This is a genomic window from Candidatus Arsenophonus phytopathogenicus, from assembly GCF_056113345.1.
Genome location: NZ_JBUIOB010000017.1, coordinates 53,020 through 76,598, shown reverse-complemented (window position 1 = coordinate 76,598; position 23,579 = coordinate 53,020). Strand labels below are relative to the sequence as shown.

The window sequence follows — 23,579 nt, the reverse complement described above, 5'->3', positions numbered from 1 at the left end:
ATATAATAAACCAAAAAATACCAAAAATTCTATAAATTATACTATTTTTTTAGCCATTATAGAAGAGTAAAATATCATGTATGCATTAATCAACTGCATTATTTACACAGGTTATGAACGACTGGACAATCATGCAGTTATTATTGAAAAAGAACAGATAAAACAAGTTTGTCCAATTGCAGAATTACCTCAGGATATTGAAATTCATGATTTACAAAATGCGATCCTAGCGCCGGGATTTATTGATCTACAAGTTAATGGCTGCGGTGGTGTACAGTTCAATGATAATACAGCAAATATCTCAATTCAGACGCTGGAAATTATGCAAAAATCAAATGAACGAAATGGCTGTACCAGCTTCCTGCCTACATTGATCACCAGCCCTGATCTGCTGATTAAAACAGCAATAGAGACGATGCGTGACTACCTGGCCAAATATAAAAACCAGGCATTAGGGTTACATATTGAAGGGCCTTACATTAACCCAGTCAAAAAAGGTACCCACAATGTTGAATATATTCGTCAGCCTTCTGCCGAAATGATCAACTATTTATGTCAAAATGCCGATGTGATCACTAAAATTACCTTAGCACCAGAAATAGTTGCAGAAAAATATATTCACCAATTAGTTGAAGCCGGTATTGTTGTTTCAGCAGGCCATTCCAATGCCACTTATGAAGAAGCACAAAATGGCTTCAAGGCAGGTATTCAATTCTCAACCCATCTTTTCAATGCTATGCCTGCTATTTCAGGCCGAGCCCCGGGATTACTTGGTGCTATTTACAACACTCCTAATGTATATGCAGGAATTATTGCCGATGGATTACATGTTCACTGGGCTAATATTCATGACAGTAAACAATTAAAAGGCGATAAATTAGTTCTAGTAACAGATGCCACCGCACCTGCTGGTCTGGATTCTAATGGCAGTGAAATGGATTATTTTACCTTTGCTGGTAAAACCATATATTATCGCGATGGATTATGTGTTGATAAAAATGGTACATTAAGTGGTTCATCCTTAACGATGATAGATGCTGTCAAAAATATCGTTGAACATGTAGGTATTGCATTAGATGAAGCATTACGAATGGCCACACTTTATCCAGCTCGTGCTATTGGTGTCGACAAAAAACTTGGGAGCATAGAAAAAGATAAAGTTGCAAACCTTATCGTATTTGATCACGACTTCATCACCCGAAAAACCATTGTTAATGGCCGTGAAATAGAACTGTAACGAGCATATATACTGATGAGTCACAATTACATCTTGAAGCAAATTGGTAATATTGATTTAGTTAAACAATTAAATAGTGCTGTTGTATATCGAATTATTGATCAAAATGGCCCTATTTCTCGAATTCAGATCTCAGAACAAAGCCAGTTGGCGCCTGCTAGTGTAACCAAAATAACCCGCCAACTACTGGAGCGTGGTTTAATTAAAGAAGTCGCTCAACAAGCCTCTACCGGTGGTCGCCGACCAATTTCAATTATTTCTGAACATCATATTTTTCATAGCATCGGTGTCAGATTAGGCCGTCGTGACTGTACATTAGCACTTTACGCCTTAAACGGCAAAATGCTCGCCGAAGCGCATTCACCCTTACCAGAAACCGGTCAACAAGAAATAGAAAATCATTTAATTGCCGCCATTGAAAATTTCATTCAGCAACATCAACGCCCTAATCGCGAGTTGATTGCTATTTCAGTTATTTTAACTGGCTTAGTCAATCCACAAGCAGGAATTGTCCATTATATGCCCCATATAAAAGTACATAACTGGCAGTTGCGGCGTAATCTGAAAGAGCATTTCAAAATAACCTGTTTTATCGGTCACGACATTCGTAGTTTTGCACTGGCAGAACATTATTTCGGCGCTACACAAAATTGCGCCGATTCAATTTTTGTACGCATCCATCATGGCGCTGGTGCAGGTGTGGTTATGGGTGGTGAAATTTTATTGAACAACCGTTACAATCTGGGTGAAATCGGCCATATACAAATAGATCCATTAGGAGAACGTTGTCATTGTGGTAACTTTGGTTGTCTGGAAACCGTTGCAGCTAATAGCGCTATTGAAAATAGAATTAGGCAACAACTTGACCAAAATTATCCGAGCCAATTAAAATCAAATAATTGTTCTATTAAAGCAATTTGCCAGGCGGCAAATAAAAACGATCCGTTAGCAATTGAAGTAATTAAACACGTTGGCCATTATCTTGGTAAAGCAATTGCCATTATTATTAACCTATTCAATCCGCAAAAAGTCGTCATTGCAGGAGAAATTACAGCTGCTGAAAAAGTTCTCCTACCCGCCGTGCAAAACTGTATCAAAACCCAAGCGCTAAAAGATTTCCGCAATGATTTACCGATTGTTACTTCACAACTGGTACATAATTCAGCTATTGGCGCTTTCGCCTTAGCTAAACGTGCTATGTTAAATGGCGAACTTTTACAATATTTGCTTGAATAGCAATAGTGTTGTAATACATTTATCTATGCTTTTACTAGCGCGAATATAAAGAATTTATGGTGCCACTCACATTTATCTTTTTATTTTAATAGACAATCGCTGCAAAGTAGCTGCATAGATATACAATATTACGCGCAAATTTGTTTACTTTTGTCCACTGACGAGTTGCTCAATGGCCATCAACATTTTACCGCAAGATACCAATAAGATGCTTTTGGTTGTTAATGGAAATTGTCACCACCATTGAAATAAAAAGCATCGCTTCACTTCATGAGCAAAAATATCTTAACATAATTAGCTTTTATATTTAACATATCCAGCTATTATTATTTGGCGACAACGTCGTTATTTTTTGTCGATTTTATCGACAAAATGATTACAACCCAAACAAACAGATACTTTTCTGTAGAAATCGTAAAAAAATCAGTTGACGACTCGGGTCGATATACGCATAATTGCGCTCCGCAACGCCGATAAAGGTTATGCAAAAAGATGGCTACGTAGCTCAGTTGGTTAGAGCACAGCACTCATAATGCTGGGGTCACAGGTTCGATTCCCGTCGTAGCCACCATATTTGCGGGAGTGGCGAAACTGGTAGACGCACCAGATTTAGGTTCTGGCGCCGCAAGGTGTGCGAGTTCAAATCTCGCCTCCCGCACCATTATTTATAAAAATTATTTATATTTTCGTTGGGGTATCGCCAAGCGGTAAGGCACCAGGTTTTGATCCTGGCATTCCCAGGTTCGAATCCTGGTACCCCAGCCATCAGCTTTCAATTAGCTACAAAATTAAATAATTTTGCAAAGAATTCAAAAAGAATATCCAGTAAGAATATTTTACTTTCCATAAATTAAATTTAAAAGCAACGATACGGCATACTTAATGGCGTGTTTTTTATCTAATTTAAATATGATTTAAAAATGTCGCTGACTGAAGGTGTACCACCAACAGCCAGCCAACTTAGTAAATTAGGCAAATTAAAAATCCCGAGCGGCATTGAATAATAATAAGTTACATATAAAAAATTATTTTTTGTTAATAATGATTTACCGACATATCTCTAGCATTTTAGTTAAACATGGCTAAGGGTAAAAAATCCCCAAAGTGAGATAATCTAAAAAGCTAATTAAGAATTGGTTGATAATTTATTCAAACAATTACAAACCATCACAAAATAGCCATTAATTACTTTTTTATTAATTATCGTAATACGCTTTTGTTTTGTCAAAAACTTAGCTCTATAACCAGTTAAAGAAAAGGAAGTAGATGGTTGATAAGAATTAATAACGCCGCTGAAAAACAGCGGCGATCTACTTTAAACGCGTAAAATAAAAAGTATCAAAACACAGCCATTAATATCACAGTAACATGACAGAAATAGTCAAAAACATATACCAAGTTGGACTACCAACACCAGTAAAAACGATAAACTTTATGAATAAAAACATATATCTATATACAGTATAACACGTGAATCATAAAAAAATAACAAAAATAATGTTTTTTTGATCCATCTCACAATTTAATTAATCTTGACATTCTCTCAACCTGAAAAACAGCGTTTCACAACATAACAGTCAAAAAATATCATAATCGACTTTATGTTATAAACCTAAAGCATATTTAAGTAGCTTTTTCTTAACTGTATTTAGTCTTTGTACTAACATTAATGCTAAATTTCGGCCCGATTTTACACCCGCTAGCTGAGAACTAAACAGTGTATAAATAGCATCCATACCTGCCTGCATCAATTTGTTATCTGTCATCCTATCATGTTGATAAGTAAGTAAAGTTTTTCGAGCATAAAAAGGTAATAAATAGGTCTTAGCATTAATCAATACCTTTAACAAACTATCAATATCACGGTAACCAAGATTAACGCCCTGACCGGCAAGTGGATTAATAGTATGAGCCGCATCGCCAATCAACGCTATCCCTTCTTCAACATAACGATTAGCATGATGGCGGGTCAGTGGAAAACTCCCTTTAGCAACAACTTGCAGTGAGCCAAAGCGAGCAGGGAAAGCTGCCATAATTTCTTGCCTAAGCTGCTCCAGGGACATAGCTTGCAGTTGTCTAATTCGGGCAGGTTTATCATACCAAACCAAACAGGCCCAATGATCAAATAACGGCAAAAATGCTTGCAGACCAGAAGGAAAAAATTGCTGCCAAGTAATATCCTGTTGCGGTTGGTCCATCTTAACTGTAATAAGCAGACATGATTGATTATATTGCCAACCGCTACTGCCAATGCCAGCTAAAGATCGCACCTGAGAACATGCGCCATCAGCCGCAATAATTAACTTTGTCGATAGTTGCCGATTATTACTTAAAGTCATTTCCCACTGTTGATTCTGACGCTGCATTGCTACCAATTTGGCGGGACATAACAAGCTAAGATTGGGATATTGAGAAAATTGCTGCCATAATGCCAATTGCAAAATACGGTTTTCAACCATATAACCCAGTTCAGGTAAACCAAGGCTGTCTGCTTCAAACATCACATGTGAGTTTTCCTCTTCCCACGTTTCTAACCTTCGATAAGGGGCTGCGCGCATATTTAAAACACTATCCCATACACCAAGTTGCTTAAGTAGAGCCACCGAAGTATAACTTAGCGCTGAAACGCGTAAATCAGGCTGATCTAACGTATCGAAAGATGCAGGTTTAGTGTGTTCAAGTAATAGGATCTGCCAACCTTCTTTGGCTAATCCAATTGCCATGGCTGCACCTATCATACCGGCACCAACCACTACAATGTCATAATTTTCATCTATTCTATTCATATCAATTTAGCTATCAATAGTCATCAATCTAATAGTAGGCCTAGTTTTTCTTAAGTCATTTACTAATAATCTATCCAACATACTGGTCACCTATGCCCCAAACGAATACAATACATATCAAAATTTTCTAATTTAATACATAATGTTCCCAGTATGACAGATTTTGCTACTAAAAACTTCGGATATAAAAAATGTTGACGAATAAAAAACTATACATTAAAACTTGGGGCTGCCAGATGAATGAATACGATTCATCAAAAATGGCTGACCTGCTCAACAGCACCCATGGATATCAATTAACAGAGATAGCCGAAGAAGCCGATATTCTACTGTTAAATACCTGCTCAATTCGCGAAAAAGCGCAAGAAAAAGTATTTCATCAATTAGGCCGTTGGAAAAATCTAAAAGATGTTAATCCCGATATTATTATTGGTGTTGGTGGTTGTGTCGCTTCACAGGAGGGGGATTTCATTCGTCAACGGGCTCCCAGTGTTGACATTATTTTTGGCCCACAGACTTTGCACCGTCTACCAGAGATGATCAATCAAGTCAAAGGTACACGTAGTCCAATCGTAGACATCAGTTTTCCAGAAATTGAAAAATTTGATCGATTACCGGAACCTCGCGCAGAAGGCCCTTCAGCTTATGTTTCCATTATGGAAGGCTGTAATAAATACTGCTCATTTTGTGTCGTTCCTTACACGCGTGGTGAGGAAGTCAGCCGACCATGTGATGACGTTTTATTTGAAATCGCACAATTAGCTGCGCAAGGTGTGCGTGAAATTCACTTATTGGGTCAAAATGTCAATGCCTATCGTGGAACAACTTTTGACGGTGCAATTTGTTCATTTGCCGAATTATTACGTCTGGTTGCCGCCATTGACGGCATTGATCGCATCCGTTTTACCACCAGTCATCCAATTGAATTTACCGACGATATTATTGCTGTCTATGAAGATACCCCTGAACTTGTTAGCTTCTTGCATCTTCCAGTTCAAAGTGGGTCAGATTGTATTTTGACGATGATGAAACGGTCTCATACAGCCCTTGAGTATAAAAGCATTATCCGAAAATTACGTAAAGCACGACCCGATATTCTTATTAGCTCAGATTTCATTATTGGTTTTCCGGGTGAAACAGAAGATGATTTTCAAAAAACCATGCAACTTATTGCCGATGTTAATTTTGATATGAGTTTTAGTTTTATCTACTCACCACGCCCTGGTACCCCAGCCGCTGATTTACCTGACGATGTCAGCGAAGATGAAAAAAAACAACGCCTCTATCTACTTCAGCAACATATTAATCAGCAAGCAATGAATTATAGCCGAACAATGTTGGGTAGCATTCAACGTATTCTGGTTGAAGGACCTTCACGTAAAAATATTATGGAACTTTCCGGCCGTGCCGAAAATAATCGGGTGGTAAACTTCGAAGGTAGCCAAAATATGATCGGAAAGTTTATTGATGTCGAAATTGTCGATGTCTATGCTAATTCTTTACGCGGTAAAGTAGTTAAAACAGAAGATAGTATGGCATTAAGGAGCCAAGAATCACCCGAATCGGTTATTGAACGGACACTCAAAGAAGACGAGCTCGGTGTAGCAAATTACCAACCTTAATATTAAGTAGAGAGACTCAGTGATCGCAAAAGATAATCGACAAATTGCCACCAGCGAAATATTTTTAGAGCCAGCCGATAACCAACGGTTAATCAGCCTTTGTGGCCCGTTCGATGATAATATAAAGCAATTAGAACGTAGACTCGCTATCGAAATTAATCGTCGAAATAACCGTTTCAAATTGATTGGCAAACCACTGAATATCAACGCAGCTAGCAACATTTTACGCCGCCTATATGTTGATACAGCCCCTATACGTGGCATTATCCCTGACATTGTCCCTGAACAAATCCACTTATCTATTATGGAAAGTCAATTTCTTGAGCAATCCGTTGAAAATGTTGGCAGTTACGACAAATTTGTAAACATTAAAATCAAACGAAGCGTTGTCAAACCACGAACAGCGAATCAGGCTCAATATATTGCTAATATACATAGCCATGATATTACTTTCGGCATTGGCCCTGCCGGAACAGGTAAAACCTATCTCGCCGTTGCTGCTGCGGTTGATGCTTTAGAACGTCAAGAAATACGTCGTATTCTACTCACTCGCCCCGCTGTTGAGGCAGGCGAAAAACTCGGCTTTCTGCCAGGTGATCTTAGTCAAAAAGTTGATCCTTATTTACGGCCTCTTTATGATGCCCTATTTGAAATGCTGGGTTTTGAAAAAGTAGAAAAATTGATTGAGCGCAATGTGATTGAAGTGGCGCCATTAGCCTATATGCGCGGTCGCACACTCAATGACGCTTTTATCATTCTTGATGAAAGCCAGAATACCACCATTGAACAGATGAAAATGTTTCTGACCCGCATCGGCTTTAACTCTAAAACCGTGATCACCGGCGATGTAACTCAAATTGATCTGCCTCGTGGCCACAAATCAGGTTTACGCCACGCAATTGAAGTACTCTCAGAAGTTAAAGAGCTTAGCTTTAATTTTTTTCATAGTGATGATGTAGTACGCCATCCTGTAGTAGCAAAAGTGGTTATTGCCTACGAAAACTGGGAAACAAAATAACAAGAACGAAAACAGTTATTTCGTCAACAAAAATAACCATCAAGCGCCCTATAGAAAAGGAGGTATTTGCTTGCAATCAGTTATTCTTGATCTCCAGCTGGCCTGTAGAGATCATAATGGATTACCCAGTGAAACGACATTCCAACACTGGCTTGAAGCTTTCCTGCCACAATTTGAATCTGAAAGTGAAATCACAATTCGTATTGTCGATATAGCAGAAAGCCAATATTTAAATCTGACATATCGAGGAAAAGATAAACCAACAAATGTGCTATCCTTCCCTTTTGAAGCGCCAAAAAACATTACATTACCCTTACTTGGCGATCTGATTATTTGTCGTCAAGTTGTTGAAAAAGAAGCGATTGAACAACAAAAAAATCAGGATGCTCACTGGGCGCATATGGTAATACACGGTTGTCTTCATCTATTAGGTTATGATCATCTAACTGACTTTGAAGCAGAAGAAATGGAGACAATAGAAACTGAAATTATGCAAAAATTGGGTTATCCTGATCCTTATCAGCATGAAAAAGCATAACTATAATGCTACTTGTATGCTAAATAATTATGATACGACAAACTACTTAGAGAAATTTTAATAAAACGCCATGAGCGACGACCATCCTACAAACAATGATAATCATCACTCGAAAAAGAGTTTTTTCGGGCGCCTAAATCAATTATTTCACGGTGAGCCCAAAAATCGTGATGACTTAGTTGAACTCATTCGTGATTCAGAGCAAAAAGATGTTATTGATCCTGATACCAGAGAAATGCTTGAAGGGGTAATGAATATTTCCGATGAGCGTGTTCGGGATATCATGATCCCACGCTCTCAGATAGTAACCTTAAAACGAAATCAATCGTTAGATGAATGCCTTGATGTGATTATCGACTCAGCACATTCTCGTTTTCCAGTAATTAGCGAAGATAAGGACCATATTGAAGGTCTATTAATGGCTAAAGATTTACTGCCATTTATGCGTACTGATGCTAAACCTTTCACAATCGATAAAGTATTACGTCCCGCCGTTGTTGTGCCTGAAAGTAAACGTGTTGATCTGTTATTAAAAGAATTCCGTTCACAACGTTATCATATGGCAATAGTCATCGATGAATTTGGTGGCGTATCTGGTTTGGTAACAATCGAAGATATTCTCGAATTAATTGTTGGTGAGATTGAAGACGAATATGATGATGAAGAAGACATTGATATTCGTCAGTTAAGCAAACATGCTTATTCTGTTCGTGCGCTAACCCAAATTGATGATTTCAATAAAGCATTTAGCACGCGCTTTAATGATGAAGAAGTTGATACCATTGGTGGCTTGGTGATGCAAGCCTTTGGACATTTGCCTGCCCGAGGGGAAGTTATCACAATTGATGGTTATATGTTTAAAATTACCATGGCTGATAGCCGCAAAATCATTCAAGTTCAGGTAAAAATTCCTGATGAAGCACCACTCCCAAATCTTATAGAAGAATAGCATTAATGGAAAAAATGCCACTCTATCAACGTCAGTGGTTACGAGCTTTGATCGCGTTAATTTTCGGTCTCTGCGGAACATTGGCTTTTTCACCTTTTGATATTTGGTTAGCCGCGCTTTTTTCTCTTTTTGGCTTACAGCTGTTAATTGTTAATTGCTCAAGCAAACAAGCAGGGTTAATAGCATTTTGTTGGGGAATTGGTCTATTTGGCAGTGGTATTAACTGGGTTTATGTCAGTATTGCCGATTTTGGTGGTATGCCATTAGTGGTTAATGTCTTTTTAGTCATTTTACTGGCAGCTTATTTATCACTTTATCCCGCGCTATTTGCTTATCTACTCAATCGATTCTTTACTCGCCTTAATATTGCTCGCTTTGTTTTTGCCGCACCAGCAATATGGCAAATAACTGAATATTTACGTGGCTGGATACTAACTGGTTTCCCTTGGCTACAATTTGGTTATAGTCAAATCGACGGGCCGCTTAAAGGCATCGCGCCGATATTTGGCGTTGAGATGATAACATTACTACTGCTGATCATTAGCAGCTGCTTTGTGTTTACTTGCCTAAAACGCAGAATTATTCCGCTAATTACAGCAATTATCTTATTATTGTTACCCCTAATATTTAAAAATTATCAGTGGTTCACGCCAGTCGCAGAAAAAAAATCACAAATTGTTTTAGTTCAAGGTAACATCCCGCAAAGCTTAAAATGGCAACCAGGATTTCTCGAACAAACCATTAGTACTTATCTCGATCTCTCTAAACCTTATTTTGGCAATGCCAATATCGTTATCTGGCCTGAATCCGCTATTCCATCGTTCGAATTGGATAATAACGTTTGGCTAACCTTATTAGATAAACTACTGCGCTCACAAAATACTCGCCTAATTACTGGTATAGTTGATGCTAAACCAAGCACACAGGGTGTGAGTAATTTTTTTAATAGTATTATTGTGTTGGGAGAAAATAAACCTTACCAATATCCAACCAGTAATCGTTATCAGAAACACCACCTGGTGCCTTTTGGTGAATTTGTACCATTAGAAAATATTCTTCGGCCAATTGCCCCTTTATTTAATTTACCAATGTCAGGTTTTAGTCGTGGTGATTATGAGCAACAGCAGTTAATTGCTGGTAATATTCATTTAACTGCTGCTATCTGCTATGAAATTATTTTAGGCTCCCAAGTTAGAGATAACTTTAAGTCAGATACCGATTTTCTATTAACGCTTTCAAATGATGCATGGTTTGGGCATTCTATCGGCCCATGGCAGCACTTTCAAATGGCGCGCATGCGGGCACTCGAGCTTGGTCGGCCACTATTACGTGCCACTAATAATGGTGTTACAGCAGTAATCAAACCTAATGGCGATATTCAGGCAGAACTTCCTCAATTCAATCGCTCAGTATTAAATACTGAGGTCACACCAACATCTGGTCTTACACCTTATGCACGTTGGAGTAACTGGCCTATGTGGGCATTGGTTGCCCTATTTATCATATTGGCATGTTTTATTAAGCAAAAAGAAGACTAATCAATTTAGCATATATTAATCATCATCATGTCTTAACAACCGATGATACGGTTTTATCTTGTTTATTGATATTTACCATTAAATTTAGTTAATGAGCTCTTTTATTATAATAATTTGTTAAAAAATTAATATTTGATTAATTTATATAGATTTATGCTGGTTAGCTATCTGAAAAAGGACTATTAATGATTTCTTTAAAAAATGTTTCTAAATGGTATGGACAGTTTCAGGTGCTTACTGATTGTTCGATGAATGTCAAAAGAGGGGAAGTTGTCGTTATTTGTGGCCCTTCCGGTTCAGGTAAATCAACATTAATAAAAACCATTAATGGCGTAGAACCGATTCAACGTGGTGAAATATATATTGATAATATTCATGTTAATAACAAAAAGACAGATTTGGCTAAATTGCGCTCAAAAGTCGGTATGGTATTTCAACATTTTGAATTATTCCCTCATCTATCAATTATTGAGAACTTAACACTAGCTCAGATAAAAGTCTTAAGCAGAGATAAAAAAACCGCTGAAAGTACTGCCTTAAAATTGTTAGAACGAGTTGGATTAGCTAACCATACCAATAAATTTCCAGCTCAATTATCTGGTGGGCAACAACAACGCGTTGCCATTACCAGAGCACTCTGTATGGATCCGATTGCGATGCTTTTTGACGAACCGACCTCCGCATTAGATCCAGAAATGATCAACGAAGTACTTGATGTAATGATAAAGCTTGCTAATGAAGGAATGACTATGATAGTAGTCACTCACGAAATGGGATTTGCTAAAAAAGTTGCTCATCGAATGATTTTTATGGACGAAGGAAAAATTATTGAGGATAGCAATAAAGATGATTTCTTTGCTGCGCCGAAATCAAAACGTGCTAAAGAATTTCTTGCTAAGATCATACATTAATCCCTCTATCCTTGTTGGGTGACAAAAATCGTCGCCCAATCGGCTAAATAATAATGTTAAAATAGCGCCTAAAGCGGGCTAGACTGACCATCTAACATGCTACCCTCTGAAACACCCCACAATTTGCATTAATAAAATTAATTTAACTTGATTCGTTAAATATTTATCAATAGTTGTTGTTAGAGGCATTTATCCGCTATTCTATGCAGATCTAAAATAAACTATATCATTCGCGGCCAATGCCGCATTATCGCCATAGGAACATCGGTGTCATGCAAGAACAATATCGACCAGAAGAGATAGAGCAATACGTACAACGTCATTGGGAAGAAAAACAAACATTTAAAGTAATAGAAGATAATAACAAAGAAAAATACTACTGCCTGTCAATGTTACCTTACCCATCTGGTCAGCTACATATGGGGCATGTACGCAACTATACCATTGGTGATGTTATCTCACGTTATCAACGCATGCTAGGCAAAAATGTACTGCAACCTATCGGCTGGGATGCTTTTGGTTTACCGGCAGAAGGTGCCGCAGTAAAAAATAATACTGCTCCAGCGCCTTGGACTTATACCAATATTGATTACATGAAAAATCAATTAAAAATGCTCGGATTTGGTTATGACTGGAGTCGAGAAGTCACAACTTGTACACCGGAGTATTATCGTTGGGAGCAATGGTTTTTTACTAAGCTTTATGAAAAAGGTTTGGTTTATAAAAAAACCGCTGCCGTTAACTGGTGTCCAAATGATTTAACAGTGTTAGCAAACGAGCAAGTCATTGATGGTCGCTGCTGGCGTTGCGATACCCCGGTCGAACGCAAAGAAATTCCCCAATGGTTCATGAAAATTACCGCTTATGCAGAAGAGCTACTCAATGATTTAGATAAACTCGATGGCTGGCCAGAGCAAGTTAAAACCATGCAGCGTAATTGGATCGGCCGCTCAGAAGGGGTTGAAATTACCTTTGAACTGGCAGACATGGATGAAAAGCTAACTGTCTATACTACTCGGCCAGATACTTTTATGGGGGTGACTTATCTCGCTATTGCAGCAACTCATCCGTTAGCAAAAAGCGCGGCAGAAAAAAATGCTAAACTTAGCGCTTTTATTGATGAATGTCGTAATACCAAAGTTGCTGAAGCAGAAATGGCAACCATGGAGAAAAAAGGTATTGCCACCAATATGTTCGCAATTCACCCGCTAACTAATGATAAAATTCCGATCTGGATAGCCAATTTTGTGTTAATGGAATATGGTACAGGGGCAGTGATGGCAGTTCCAGGGCATGACCAACGTGACTGGGAATTCGCAACCAAATATCATTTACCGATCAAAGCGGTTATTGCTGATCATGAAGGCCAGATGCCCGATCTAAAAGCAGGTCCGTTGACTGATAAAAATGCACTGATTAATTCAGGAGAATTTAGTGGCATGGACAACAAAACAGGCGCCAATGCGATTGCCGATAAACTGGTTTCACAAGCTTCGGCGCAACGTAAAGTCAATTATCGTCTACGTGATTGGGGGGTTTCTCGCCAACGTTATTGGGGAGCACCAATTCCTATGGTAACCATGGAAGATGGTTCTGTCATGCCAGTACCCGAACAACAACTACCGGTCATCTTACCTGAAGATGTGGTAATGAATGGCATTACAAGTCCTATCAAAGCCGACCCACAATGGGCCAAGACTAACATCAATGGTCATGCAGTATTACGTGAAACGGATACCTTTGATACCTTTATGGAGTCTTCCTGGTATTATGCCCGTTATACCTGTCCTAATTATGATCAAGGGATGCTAGATCCAGCCGCGGCTAATTACTGGTTGCCTGTTGATCAATATATCGGCGGTATTGAACATGCTATTATGCATCTATTATATTTCCGTTTTTTCCACAAACTAATGCGTTATGCTGGCTTAGTAAATTCTGATGAACCAGCTAAAAGCCTGTTATGTCAAGGAATGGTATTAGCCGATTCCTTTTATTACTTAGGTGAAAATGGACAACGAGTTTGGGTGTCACCCGTTGATGTAACTGTTGAACGGGATGAAAAAGGTAAGATTGTCAAAGCAACTGATCAGCATGGACATCAACTCTCCTATACCGGGATGAGTAAAATGTCTAAATCGAAAAATAACGGTATTGATCCACAATTAATGGTAGAAAAATATGGAGCAGATACGGTTCGCTTATTTATGATGTTTGCCGCTCCGCCGGAACTTACTTTGGAATGGCAAGAATTAAGTGTAGAAGGTGCAAATCGTTTTGTTCGTCGTCTCTGGCGCACCGTTTTTGAACATACACAAAAGGGTAAAACAGCGCCATTAGATAGCACCAACCTTACGCCAGAGCAGAAAAACCTGCGGCGTGACCTACATAAAACCATCGCTAAAGTGACCGATGATATCGGCCGTCGTTATGCATTTAATACTGCGATTGCTGCTATTATGGAGTTCATGAATAAACTGACGCGAGCTTCCCATGATAGTGAACAGGATCGGGCATTAATACAAGAATCTTTAGAGGCTATTGTGCGGATGCTGTCGCCCATTATCCCCCATGCTTGCTTTATCCTGTGGAAAGCACTTGGTCAGCTGGAAGATATCGATAATGCGCCTTGGCCAGTTGCTGACGAACAAGCAAAAATAGACGATACTAAATTAGTCATTATTCAAGTTAATGGTAAAGTTCGTGGGCGTATTACTGTCGATATCAATGCATCACAAGATTCTGTGTTAGCTATGGCAACGCAAGAATATGGTGTGGCAAAATACCTTGAAGGTATGAACATCCGTAAGGTAATTTATGTGCCAGGCAAGCTGTTAAACCTTGTTGTCGGCTAACTTAATAAGGAGACCATGTGCGTTATTTAATTACCTTACTTCTAAGCTTAGCCGTGTTGATCACGGCTGGCTGCGGATTTCGCCTACAAGGTACGACGCAAATACCTGAAGAACTAAAAACATTAAGATTAAGTAGTGCTGATCCCTACGGTCCGCTAGCACGTGCAATTAGACAGCAATTACGCCTAAATAATGTCAACTTAATCGATGAAAATCTTCAGAATGTGCCAATTTTAAAAATAGTGGGTTCATCTGAAAACACTAAAACCGTTTCCATCTATCAAGACGGTAAAAGTGCAGAAAAACAATTAAATTTCTGGGTCAGCGCACAACTTATTCTCCCTAACGGCACTGTTTATCCGATAAAAACACGCGTCGAGCGCGCTTTCTTCGACAATCCCTTAGAAACACTAGCTAAAGACGCCGAAAGCGAACTTGTTAAACAAGAAATGCGTGAACAAGCGGCTCGCCAGTTAATTCGTAAATTACTGATAGTTCATAGCACTATTCAGAATGAGTCTGAAGAATCTGTGGTTGTCGAGAACTCGCTATCGGTAGACTCAGAATGATCCGTATTTACCCGGAGCAGCTAACTTCGCAGCTTACTGATAAGCTGCGAACCTGTTATCTGATTTTTGGCAATGATCCGCTTTTATCACAAGAAAGCATGGATAAAATTTGTCAAGTTGCTCAGCAACAGGGTTTTTCTGAACGTTATACCTATTCGCTAGATACAAGCACCGACTGGGACACTATTTATCATCTTAGTCAATCACTTAGCCTATTTTCTAGCCGACAAATCCTGATCTTAATATTACCTGAAAGTGGCCCCACAACCGTCATAGCGGAAAAGCTGCTTAAGTTGGCTGAATTATTACATCCTGATTTATTACTCATATTATGCGGCGGCAAATTAACGAAAGCACAAGAAAATAGTGCCTGGTGCAAAAAAATAGGCCAAGATGCAGTCTATATTAATTGTCTGACACCAGAACAGTCCAGACTACCTCAATGGATAACCCAACGAGCAAAAGCCATATCTGTTGCCTTAGATAAACAAGCTAATGAGCTTCTTTGTTACTGCTATGAAGGCAACTTACTAGCTCTTAACCAAGCTCTTGAACGTTTATCACTCTTATATCCCGACGGTAACCTCACCTTACCTCGTGTTAAAGAGGCGGTAAATAATGCCGTTAATTTTACACCTTATCATTGGGTTGATGCGCTACTTGCAGGTAAAATTAAACGCGTTTGGCATATCCTACAACAATTACAACGCGAAGATTATGAAGCAGTGATTCTATTACGTATAATTCAACGTGAACTCATATTGCTTTTGACATTAACACAACAAAATAGAGATAAAGATTTAAAAAAATTATTTGATCAGCATAAAATTTGGCAAGCCCGCCGCCCTCTCATTAGCGCTGCGCTACAACGTTTATCACTTCGCGAACTACAGCTTGCAATACAGTTAATTACCCATGCTGAATTACATTTAAAACAAGATTATGGCCAGTCAATTTGGCCAAAATTAGAAACTTTATCTATGCTATTGTGCGGTAAATCACTGCCCGAGAGTTTTATTAATGACTCAACAAACTAAGCAAACAGCTAATTCTAAATCTATTAAAGCACTATTTGGTGGTACCTTTGATCCTATTCACTATGGTCACTTACTGCCCGTTGAAGCGCTAGCCAAGCAAGTCGGTTTACAACAGGTTGTTTTACTTCCCAATCATGTGCCACCCCATCGCCCAAAACCTGAAGCAACCGTTCAACAAAGATTGGCAATGATAAAATTAGCTATCAAAAATAATCCGCTATTTAGTATTGATACCTGTGAACTTAAACGTAAAACTCCCTCTTATACCGTTGAAACACTACTCTCTTTTCGGCAACAAATCGGTAGGCAAAAACCACTAGCCTTTATTATTGGACAAGATTCACTACTATCAATCAATATCTGGTTTGATTGGCAAAAAATTTTAGATCTTTGTCATTTATTAGTCTGCGCTCGCCCAGGCTATACCACTTATTTTTCAACCCCATCAATGCAACAATGGCTAAAACATCATCAAGTGCATGAACCGGAAATACTCAGCCATAAACCCTGTGGTGCCATATATCTAGCTGATACTCCCTTGTTAAATATTTCTGCAACTGAAATTCGTGAACGAAAACGTGATAGAAAAGGTTGCAAAGATATATTGCCACCTGCAGTTTTGCGCTATATTGATAAACATCATCTTTATCAAAATTGCTCATAATTAACCAATAAATATAAAAAATTGACAAAAATACCTTTAAACTATTGTGAGTATATAAGGTGATTGGTAATATCTTGGCGCTTTTTACATTGCTGATGAAAATAAGGCATAATTTCCGATAATTTATCTTAAAACTAATTATAAATATTCAGCTGGTTTTACTAAAAATTAGATTAAAATATAGATTATCTTATGCTTATTTCTTTCAACAGAATTTTATAACTGAATAAAATATAACATTAATATTTTTTTATTTAACTTGAAATTAAAGGTGAACCTTTGCAAGGAACTGAACTCCAACAATTTATTATCGACAGGCTTGTCGATACAAAAGCGCAAGATATTTTCACTATTGATGTACGTGGAAAATCTAACATTACCGATTGCATGATAATCTGTACTGGAACATCTAATCGCCACTTGACATCAGTTTCGGACAAATTAATTGAAGCATGCCGTAAGACAGGAATAATTCCTCTGGGTGTTGAAGGACAAGGTGTTTCTGATTGGATCGTTGTCGATTTAGGCGATGCAATTGTTCATATCATGCAAGAAGATAGTCGCCGTATGTATGAACTTGAAAAACTCTGGAGTTGAATTTGAAATTACAACTGATTGCCGTTGGTAGCAAAATGGTTGATTGGATCCAAACCGGTTTTCAAGATTATCTTCATCGTTTTCCAAAAGATATGGCTTTTGAACTCATTGAGATCCCTGCGGGAAAACGTGGGAAAAATGCTGATCTCAAACGTATCATCGAGAAAGAAGGAGAACAGATGCTAGCTGTAGTTGGCAAAGGTAACCGTATAATTACCCTTGATATACCAGGTACAAGCTGGACAACTCGACAACTTGCTGAACAATTAGAACAATGGAAACAAGATGGACGTAATATTAGCTTTTTAATTGGTGGCCCAGAAGGTTCTGCCCCTGCCTGTAAAGCAGCAGCAGAACAAAGTTGGTCACTGTCATCCTTAACAATGCCTCATCCTTTAGTTCGAATATTTGTTGTAGAGAGCCTTTACCGGGCATGGAGCATTACAACAAATCATCCTTACCATCGGGAATAACATATTTATGTAGGTTATTAGTGTGAATGCGAAGAAAGAAACAAAAAAAAGAAACGCACCCCTTTTCGCGATTACACCGCTGAATCTACTCTATTCATTCGTCGGGCGTTGATAGCTTTTATTATCATTGTGATATTAGTAAGTATTTTAATTGCTAATCTTTATCATCTACAAGTGGTTCGCCATGAAGACTACCAAACTCGCTCCAATGATAATCGGATAAAATTAGTTCCTGTTCCACCTAGTAGAGGTATTATTTATGACAGAAATGGTATTCCTCTCGCGTTAAACCGAACATTTTATCAGTTAGAAGTCATTCCTGAAAAAGTCCCTAATTTAACAGAGCTATTGGCACAATTGCGTGATGTGGTTGATCTCACTGACGACGACATTGCAAACTTCAAAAAAGAGCGTAAACGTTCACGCCGCTTTACCTCTATACCGTTAAAAACCTCACTAGATGAACTGCAAGTTGCACGTTTTGCCGTTAATCAATACCGGTTTCCCGGGATTGAAGTCAAAGGTTACCAACGCCGCTATTATCCTTATGGCTCTGCGCTAACGCATGTTATTGGTTATGTAGCCAAAATTAATGATAAGGATATAGAACGTCTAGAAAATGATGGTCTACTAAAAAATTACACTGCCACCCATGATATTGGTAAATTAGGTATAGAGCGGTATTACGAAAATATTTTACATGGCAAAACAGGCTATGAAGAGGTCGAAGTTAATAGTCGGGGGAAAGTCATACGCCAACTTCATGAACAAGCACCTCAGGCAGGCAAAGATATTTATCTCACTATTGATCTCAATTTACAAATTGAGATCGAAAAGTCGCTCACCACCAGCCGAGCTGCCGTTGTTGTAACCGATCCTCGCAACGGAGAAGTACTGGCGCTGGTATCTACTCCAAGCTATGACCCTAATCTATTTGTTAATGGTATCTCTAATAAAGATTACCAAGCTTTATTAAATAATCCTAATCGTCCGCTAATTAATAGAACTACCCAGGGATTATATCCGCCCGCCTCAACCGTTAAACCATTTATGGCGGTCGCAGCGTTAAGTGAAAACATTGTCACTGCCAACTCCACCATATTTGATCCTGGTTGGTGGCAATTACCAAATTCCGAAAAACGTTACCGAGACTGGAAAAAATGGGGACACGGTAGATTAAATGTCGTTAGAGCCATTATCGAATCAGCCGACACCTTTTTCTACCAGGTTGCTTATGATATGGGTATCGATCGTATCTCCGATTGGATGCAGAAATTTGGCTATGGGCATTATACTGGTATTGATCTTGCCGAAGAACGCTCTGGCATTATGCCAACCCGGGAATGGAAACTAAAACGCTACAAAAAACCTTGGTATCAAGGAGACACTATTCCAGTCGGCATCGGCCAAGGTTATTGGACCACAACAGCGATCCAAATGGCAAAAGCATTAGTGACGTTAATTAATGACGGCACGGTTAAAATTCCCCATCTACTTTATGGTACTAAATTAGGTAATGCTATGCTGCCTTATGAGCAGAAAGAGCATATCCGAATTGGTGATATTCATTCAGGCTTTTGGGAGTTAGCTAAAGAAGGTATGTATGGCGTTGCTAATGCACCAAATGGTACAGCACGTAGAAGTTTTGCCAACACCCCCTACAAGGCTGCCGTCAAATCAGGTACAGCGCAGGTATTCAGTTATGAAACCTATAATGCAAGTAAATTGGCTGAGCAATTGCGTGATCATAAATTAATGATTGGATTTGCCCCTTATCAAAAGCCGACCGTTTCCGTTGCTATTATTCTAGAAAATGGTGGAGCTGGACCGGCCGTTGGCGATCTTGTCCGCAATATTCTTGATTATGTTTTGCTTGGTAAAAAAACGATATCACAAACACCAGATACCAGTGTATCTCCAGAAGAAGATCAGTAATATATGACCGATAAATCACATAAATTACCTATTTGGACGCGTTTACATATTGATATTCCAATGTTGCTGATTATTCTTGCCTTAACGATATACAGTGTCATGATCATGTGGAGTGCTAGTGGGCAAGATATTGATATGATGCAGCGTAAGCTGATACAAATCGCGATTGGATTTGTTGTCATGATTGTTATGGCGCAGATTTCACCGCGTATTTATGAAAATTGGGCGCCCTACCTGTATATTTTTTGCTTAATGCTGTTAATTTTTGTCGATGCATTTGGACAAATCAGTAAAGGTGCGCAACGATGGTTAGATCTTGGCTTCGTTCGTTTTCAACCGTCTGAAATTGCTAAAATTGCGGTTCCATTGATGGTTGCACGTTTTGTCAATCGCGATCTCTGCCCTCCCACCTTAAAAAATACCCTGCTGGCATTGATACTTATATTTCTCCCCACACTACTGGTTGCCGCTCAACCTGATCTGGGCACATCTATTTTAGTTGCTGCCTCCGGTTTGTTTATCCTGTTCTTAGCGGGTATGAATTGGAAATTGATTGCCATTGCGGCCACGGGCATCGCTTGTTTTATTCCTATTCTATGGTTCTTTCTGATGCATGACTATCAACGAGATCGTGTTATCATGTTACTCGATCCAGAAACAGATCCACTCGGTGCTGGTTATCATATTATCCAATCTAAAATTGCTATTGGCTCAGGGGGATTATTTGGCAAAGGCTGGTTACATGGCACGCAATCGCAATTAGAATTTCTACCAGAACGCCATACTGATTTTATTTTTGCCGTATTAGCTGAAGAGTTCGGGTTAATTGGAGTAGTTATTTTACTGGTATTATATCTACTGCTAATCATGCGAGGGTTAGTAATTGCAGCTGATGCACAAAATACCTTTGGTAGAGTTATGGTTGGGGGCTTAATGTTAATCCTGTTTGTCTACATATTTGTCAACATTGGCATGGTTAGCGGTATCTTACCTGTAGTGGGTGTTCCTTTACCGTTGATAAGTTATGGCGGCTCGGCATTAATCGTTTTAATGGCAGGATTTGGAATTATTATCTCAATCCATACCCACCGAAAATTTCTGTCAAAAAGCTTATAATCAGGAGGTCTGTAATGCACTACCACTGGCTTATATTTAGCATTACTATAGCACTTTTAGCAGGCTGTGTTTCTCAAATTAAACAAAATACCAATATGCCTATGGCGCCGGTACAAGATATATCAGGAGCAGAGCCGCGTTACGAACCTTATCACTCTGGCGCTAATAATGACTATCAACTTAATGGCCAAACTTATCAAATAATAAAAGATCCTGCCCATTTCAGTGAAACAGGCTTTGCTAGCATTTTTGGCTCTGAAGTTATCGGTAAAGCAACTACGACGGGTGAAAAAGCCAGCCCTTATGAGTTCACAGCTTCACACCCTACTTTACCTATTCCAAGTTATGCCCGTATTACTAATTTAATCAATGGCAGAATGATGATAGTCCGCATTAATGATCGAGGCCCCTATATAGCCGGTAAAAATATAGCGCTATCACAGGCAGCTGCCGATCGGTTAAATTTAATGCTAACAACACGTATTAAAATTGATCCGATTTTGGTTTCCCCTACCGGCACCTTAACTGGGCCTGGCACGATTGGTGTTAATATTACCAAGCAGAGTTATGCCTTGCCTAAACCACCAAAATTAGAGACCCACTCCTCAAGCAGCAATCAATCAACAGCAGAAAATCACACTCACCAACCCGCTTTATCTCAATCAATACAATCAACAAATATTCCTAGTACGGTATCAACCAATATGGTGAGTCAAAATAATCCTGCTAATCCGTCGTCAATGGAATCAGCAAGCGTGGCTACTGAGCGTTATTTCGTACAAATAGGCGCGTTAAGTGATCAGGCTAGAGCAGCAGCATGGCAACAGTCTGTTTCAAAAAAGCTAAACACACCTGGGCGTATTCAACCATTTAATAATATCTACCGTGTGCAGCTTGGCCCTTTTCAAAATGCTAAAATAGCGGAACAAATACAAAACAAAATATTAATAGAATTAAATCAATCGAGCATTATCATAAATACCGAATACTCTATTGATTAATCAATAAAATCTCATTAGAGTAAAATAAAAAGCAACTAACCAGGCATCTCTGTTTCAGAAATAGTATATGACTTTTTAAGCTGATATTATGATGCCGACTCTATTAACATATTGCCAGCGGATTCCGTATATTATTATGAAATATGCAATTTTCTCCCGTTCTATCGGTAGCTTAATACTTAATATTAGCCTTATATTTTCCAGCACTCTATTTGCTAATAGCAATAATGCTATGCAAATCAACGTGATCCCTTCTGCACCAAATATTGACGCTGAAGCTTATATTCTTATTGATTATTATTCAGGCAAAGTGTTAGCGGAAAAAAATGCCGATCAACGTCGTGACCCTGCCAGCCTGACTAAAATGATGACGAGTTATATCATTGGTCAAACAATTAAAGCCGGTAAAATTAGCATGAACGATATCGTCACTATCGACGAGAATGCCTGGGCTACAGGTAATCCCGTGTTTAAAGGCTCCTCGCTGATGTTCTTAAAACCCGGTGATCGTGTCTCTGTATCTCAATTGATGCGTGGTATTACTCTACAATCTGGTAATGATGCTTGTGTGGCAATGGCTGAGTATGTGGCGGGTGACGAAGCGAGTTTTGTCAAATTAATGAAAAACAATGTTCAACGCCTTGGTTTAAAAAACACCCATTTTCTTACTGTCCATGGCTTAGAGGCTGATGGACAATATAGTTCCGCACATGATATGGCGCTAATCGGCCAAGCGCTGATCCGCGATGTTCCGGAAGAATATGCCATTTACAAAGAAAAAGAGTTCACTTTTAATAAGATTCGTCAATTAAATAGAAATGGTTTGTTATGGGATAAAAGCCTGAATGTAGATGGCATTAAGACAGGACACACTGCCGCGGCAGGTTACAACCTGGTTGCCTCCGCTACCGAAGGGAATATGCGACTCATATCTGTTGTATTAGGTGGCCATAGCAGTAAAGGTCGGGAAACCGAAAGCAAAAAATTACTCACTTGGGGCTTTCGCTTTTTTGAAACCGTCAAACCATTAGAAGGCGGGGTGGAGTTTGCCTCTCAACCGGTTTGGTTTGCTAATACTGATCAGGTAAAATTAGGTATTGAAAACGATCTCTATCTGACCATTCCCCGTGGTCGTATGAAAGATTTAAAAGCTAGCTATACATTAAACAATACTGAACTACAGGCACCATTAGCGAAAACCCAAGTTGTTGGCACCATTAACTTACAATTAGATAATAAGATCATTGAACAACGGCCGCTTGTTGTCTTGAAAGAGGTCGATGAAGGTGGATTTTTTAGTAACATATTAGATTATATTAAATTGTTTTTTCAGCGCTGGTTTGGCTAAAGATTGAAAAATAACATTGCAACCTCCATTATGGTAAATATGTTCAATTTATAACTTAATTTTTTATTTAAGAAATATGAATAAATATACTATCTAAATCATATAACATTTAATATGGCAATAAGCGTGGTGGTGGTATTTTAGGAGAA

General features: G+C 38.7%; 18 protein-coding genes, 3 tRNA genes and 1 pseudogene. 21 read left to right on the top strand and 1 reads right to left on the bottom strand.

Translation table 11 applies throughout. The features are described from left to right. The first annotated feature begins 76 nt into the window (after positions 1-76). The 5 genes from nagA to AC01GB_RS03665 all read left to right on the top strand — a co-directional run bounded on the left by nagA (position 77) and on the right by AC01GB_RS03665 (position 3,238). Positions 77-1,237 (top strand): N-acetylglucosamine-6-phosphate deacetylase, encoded by a 1,161-nt coding sequence (nagA, locus tag AC01GB_RS03685; RefSeq protein ID WP_474450534.1) that lies wholly within the window; start codon positions 77-79, stop codon positions 1,235-1,237. A 15-nt stretch (positions 1,238-1,252) separates the two neighbouring features. Next, on the top strand, positions 1,253-2,473 hold the full coding sequence (gene nagC, locus AC01GB_RS03680) for a DNA-binding transcriptional regulator NagC (RefSeq protein WP_474450533.1): 1,221 nt from the start codon (positions 1,253-1,255) through the stop codon (positions 2,471-2,473). Between the two features lie 494 nt (positions 2,474-2,967). Beyond that, positions 2,968-3,044: transfer RNA gene (locus AC01GB_RS03675), tRNA-Met, on the top strand. Positions 3,045-3,049: 5 nt separating this feature from the next. Continuing rightward, positions 3,050-3,134 (top strand) — tRNA-Leu (locus tag AC01GB_RS03670). 29 nt (positions 3,135-3,163) lie between these two features. Further along, positions 3,164-3,238 (top strand) — tRNA-Gln (locus AC01GB_RS03665). Positions 3,239-4,077: 839 nt separating this feature from the next. Here the strand turns inward: AC01GB_RS03665 and ubiF are convergent. Beyond that, positions 4,078-5,259 (bottom strand): 3-demethoxyubiquinol 3-hydroxylase, encoded by a 1,182-nt coding sequence (ubiF, locus tag AC01GB_RS03660; protein ID WP_474450531.1) that lies wholly within the window; start codon positions 5,257-5,259, stop codon positions 4,078-4,080. A gap of 191 nt (positions 5,260-5,450) precedes the next feature. Between ubiF and miaB the strand changes: the two genes are divergently transcribed. The 16 genes and pseudogenes from miaB to dacA all read left to right on the top strand — a co-directional run bounded on the left by miaB (position 5,451) and on the right by dacA (position 23,430). Beyond that, on the top strand, positions 5,451-6,881 hold the full coding sequence (gene miaB / locus AC01GB_RS03655; protein ID WP_474450528.1) for a tRNA (N6-isopentenyl adenosine(37)-C2)-methylthiotransferase MiaB: 1,431 nt from the start codon (positions 5,451-5,453) through the stop codon (positions 6,879-6,881). Between the two features lie 19 nt (positions 6,882-6,900). Further along, positions 6,901-7,899, top strand: a complete 999-nt coding sequence (locus tag AC01GB_RS03650; RefSeq protein WP_474450526.1) for a PhoH family protein — start codon at positions 6,901-6,903, stop codon at positions 7,897-7,899. 70 nt (positions 7,900-7,969) lie between these two features. After that, complete coding sequence (gene ybeY, locus AC01GB_RS03645) at positions 7,970-8,437, top strand: rRNA maturation RNase YbeY (protein WP_474450523.1); 468 nt, start codon at positions 7,970-7,972, stop codon at positions 8,435-8,437. A gap of 70 nt (positions 8,438-8,507) precedes the next feature. Next, complete coding sequence (gene corC, locus AC01GB_RS03640) at positions 8,508-9,386, top strand: CNNM family magnesium/cobalt transport protein CorC (protein WP_474450520.1); 879 nt, start codon at positions 8,508-8,510, stop codon at positions 9,384-9,386. 5 nt (positions 9,387-9,391) lie between these two features. Beyond that, entirely contained in the window at positions 9,392-10,924 is a 1,533-nt protein-coding gene (gene lnt, locus AC01GB_RS03635; RefSeq protein ID WP_474450517.1) for an apolipoprotein N-acyltransferase, read from the top strand. A gap of 185 nt (positions 10,925-11,109) precedes the next feature. Further along, the gene (locus AC01GB_RS03630; protein ID WP_474450514.1) at positions 11,110-11,835 is read left to right on the top strand and encodes an amino acid ABC transporter ATP-binding protein; all 726 of its coding nucleotides are present in this window, start codon (positions 11,110-11,112) and stop codon (positions 11,833-11,835) included. A 272-nt stretch (positions 11,836-12,107) separates the two neighbouring features. Continuing rightward, the gene (gene leuS, locus AC01GB_RS03625; protein ID WP_474450512.1) at positions 12,108-14,690 is read left to right on the top strand and encodes a leucine--tRNA ligase; all 2,583 of its coding nucleotides are present in this window, start codon (positions 12,108-12,110) and stop codon (positions 14,688-14,690) included. 17 nt (positions 14,691-14,707) lie between these two features. Further along, on the top strand, positions 14,708-15,259 hold the full coding sequence (lptE, locus tag AC01GB_RS03620; protein ID WP_474450510.1) for an LPS assembly lipoprotein LptE: 552 nt from the start codon (positions 14,708-14,710) through the stop codon (positions 15,257-15,259). Further along, the gene (gene holA / locus AC01GB_RS03615) at positions 15,256-16,296 is read left to right on the top strand and encodes a DNA polymerase III subunit delta (RefSeq protein WP_474450508.1); all 1,041 of its coding nucleotides are present in this window, start codon (positions 15,256-15,258) and stop codon (positions 16,294-16,296) included. The genes lptE and holA overlap by 4 nt, the downstream gene beginning before the upstream one ends. Then, positions 16,280-16,960: a nicotinate-nucleotide adenylyltransferase gene (nadD, locus tag AC01GB_RS03610; protein ID WP_474450506.1), complete on the top strand. Its 681-nt coding sequence runs from the start codon at positions 16,280-16,282 to the stop codon at positions 16,958-16,960. Before holA ends, nadD begins: the two co-directional genes overlap by 17 nt. A 279-nt stretch (positions 16,961-17,239) precedes the next feature. Beyond that, positions 17,240-17,557: a ribosome silencing factor gene (gene rsfS / locus AC01GB_RS03605; RefSeq protein WP_474450504.1), complete on the top strand. Its 318-nt coding sequence runs from the start codon at positions 17,240-17,242 to the stop codon at positions 17,555-17,557. Between the two features lie 2 nt (positions 17,558-17,559). After that, the gene (gene rlmH, locus AC01GB_RS03600) at positions 17,560-18,030 is read left to right on the top strand and encodes a 23S rRNA (pseudouridine(1915)-N(3))-methyltransferase RlmH (protein ID WP_474450503.1); all 471 of its coding nucleotides are present in this window, start codon (positions 17,560-17,562) and stop codon (positions 18,028-18,030) included. A gap of 45 nt (positions 18,031-18,075) precedes the next feature. Continuing rightward, a pseudogene (gene mrdA / locus AC01GB_RS03595) lies at positions 18,076-19,965 on the top strand (peptidoglycan DD-transpeptidase MrdA); the annotation flags it as partial. A gap of 3 nt (positions 19,966-19,968) precedes the next feature. Continuing rightward, on the top strand, positions 19,969-21,081 hold the full coding sequence (mrdB, locus tag AC01GB_RS03590; RefSeq protein ID WP_474450500.1) for a peptidoglycan glycosyltransferase MrdB: 1,113 nt from the start codon (positions 19,969-19,971) through the stop codon (positions 21,079-21,081). Positions 21,082-21,095: 14 nt separating this feature from the next. Next, positions 21,096-22,082 (top strand): endolytic peptidoglycan transglycosylase RlpA, encoded by a 987-nt coding sequence (rlpA, locus tag AC01GB_RS03585; RefSeq protein ID WP_474450499.1) that lies wholly within the window; start codon positions 21,096-21,098, stop codon positions 22,080-22,082. A gap of 136 nt (positions 22,083-22,218) precedes the next feature. Then, the gene (gene dacA / locus AC01GB_RS03580) at positions 22,219-23,430 is read left to right on the top strand and encodes a D-alanyl-D-alanine carboxypeptidase DacA (protein WP_474450497.1); all 1,212 of its coding nucleotides are present in this window, start codon (positions 22,219-22,221) and stop codon (positions 23,428-23,430) included. Positions 23,431-23,579 lie beyond the last annotated feature (149 nt).

Coding starts and splice junctions, on each gene's coding strand:
- nagA (WP_474450534.1), top strand. CDS start 77: ATGTATGCATTAATCAACTGCATTATTTACACAGGTTATGAACGACTG.
- nagC (WP_474450533.1), top strand. CDS start 1,253: ATGAGTCACAATTACATCTTGAAGCAAATTGGTAATATTGATTTAGTT.
- ubiF (WP_474450531.1), bottom strand. CDS start 5,259: ATGAATAGAATAGATGAAAATTATGACATTGTAGTGGTTGGTGCCGGT.
- miaB (WP_474450528.1), top strand. CDS start 5,451: ATGTTGACGAATAAAAAACTATACATTAAAACTTGGGGCTGCCAGATG.
- corC (WP_474450520.1), top strand. CDS start 8,508: ATGAGCGACGACCATCCTACAAACAATGATAATCATCACTCGAAAAAG.
- lnt (WP_474450517.1), top strand. CDS start 9,392: ATGGAAAAAATGCCACTCTATCAACGTCAGTGGTTACGAGCTTTGATC.
- AC01GB_RS03630 (WP_474450514.1), top strand. CDS start 11,110: ATGATTTCTTTAAAAAATGTTTCTAAATGGTATGGACAGTTTCAGGTG.
- leuS (WP_474450512.1), top strand. CDS start 12,108: ATGCAAGAACAATATCGACCAGAAGAGATAGAGCAATACGTACAACGT.
- holA (WP_474450508.1), top strand. CDS start 15,256: ATGATCCGTATTTACCCGGAGCAGCTAACTTCGCAGCTTACTGATAAG.
- nadD (WP_474450506.1), top strand. CDS start 16,280: ATGACTCAACAAACTAAGCAAACAGCTAATTCTAAATCTATTAAAGCA.
- mrdB (WP_474450500.1), top strand. CDS start 19,969: ATGACCGATAAATCACATAAATTACCTATTTGGACGCGTTTACATATT.
- rlpA (WP_474450499.1), top strand. CDS start 21,096: ATGCACTACCACTGGCTTATATTTAGCATTACTATAGCACTTTTAGCA.
- dacA (WP_474450497.1), top strand. CDS start 22,219: ATGAAATATGCAATTTTCTCCCGTTCTATCGGTAGCTTAATACTTAAT.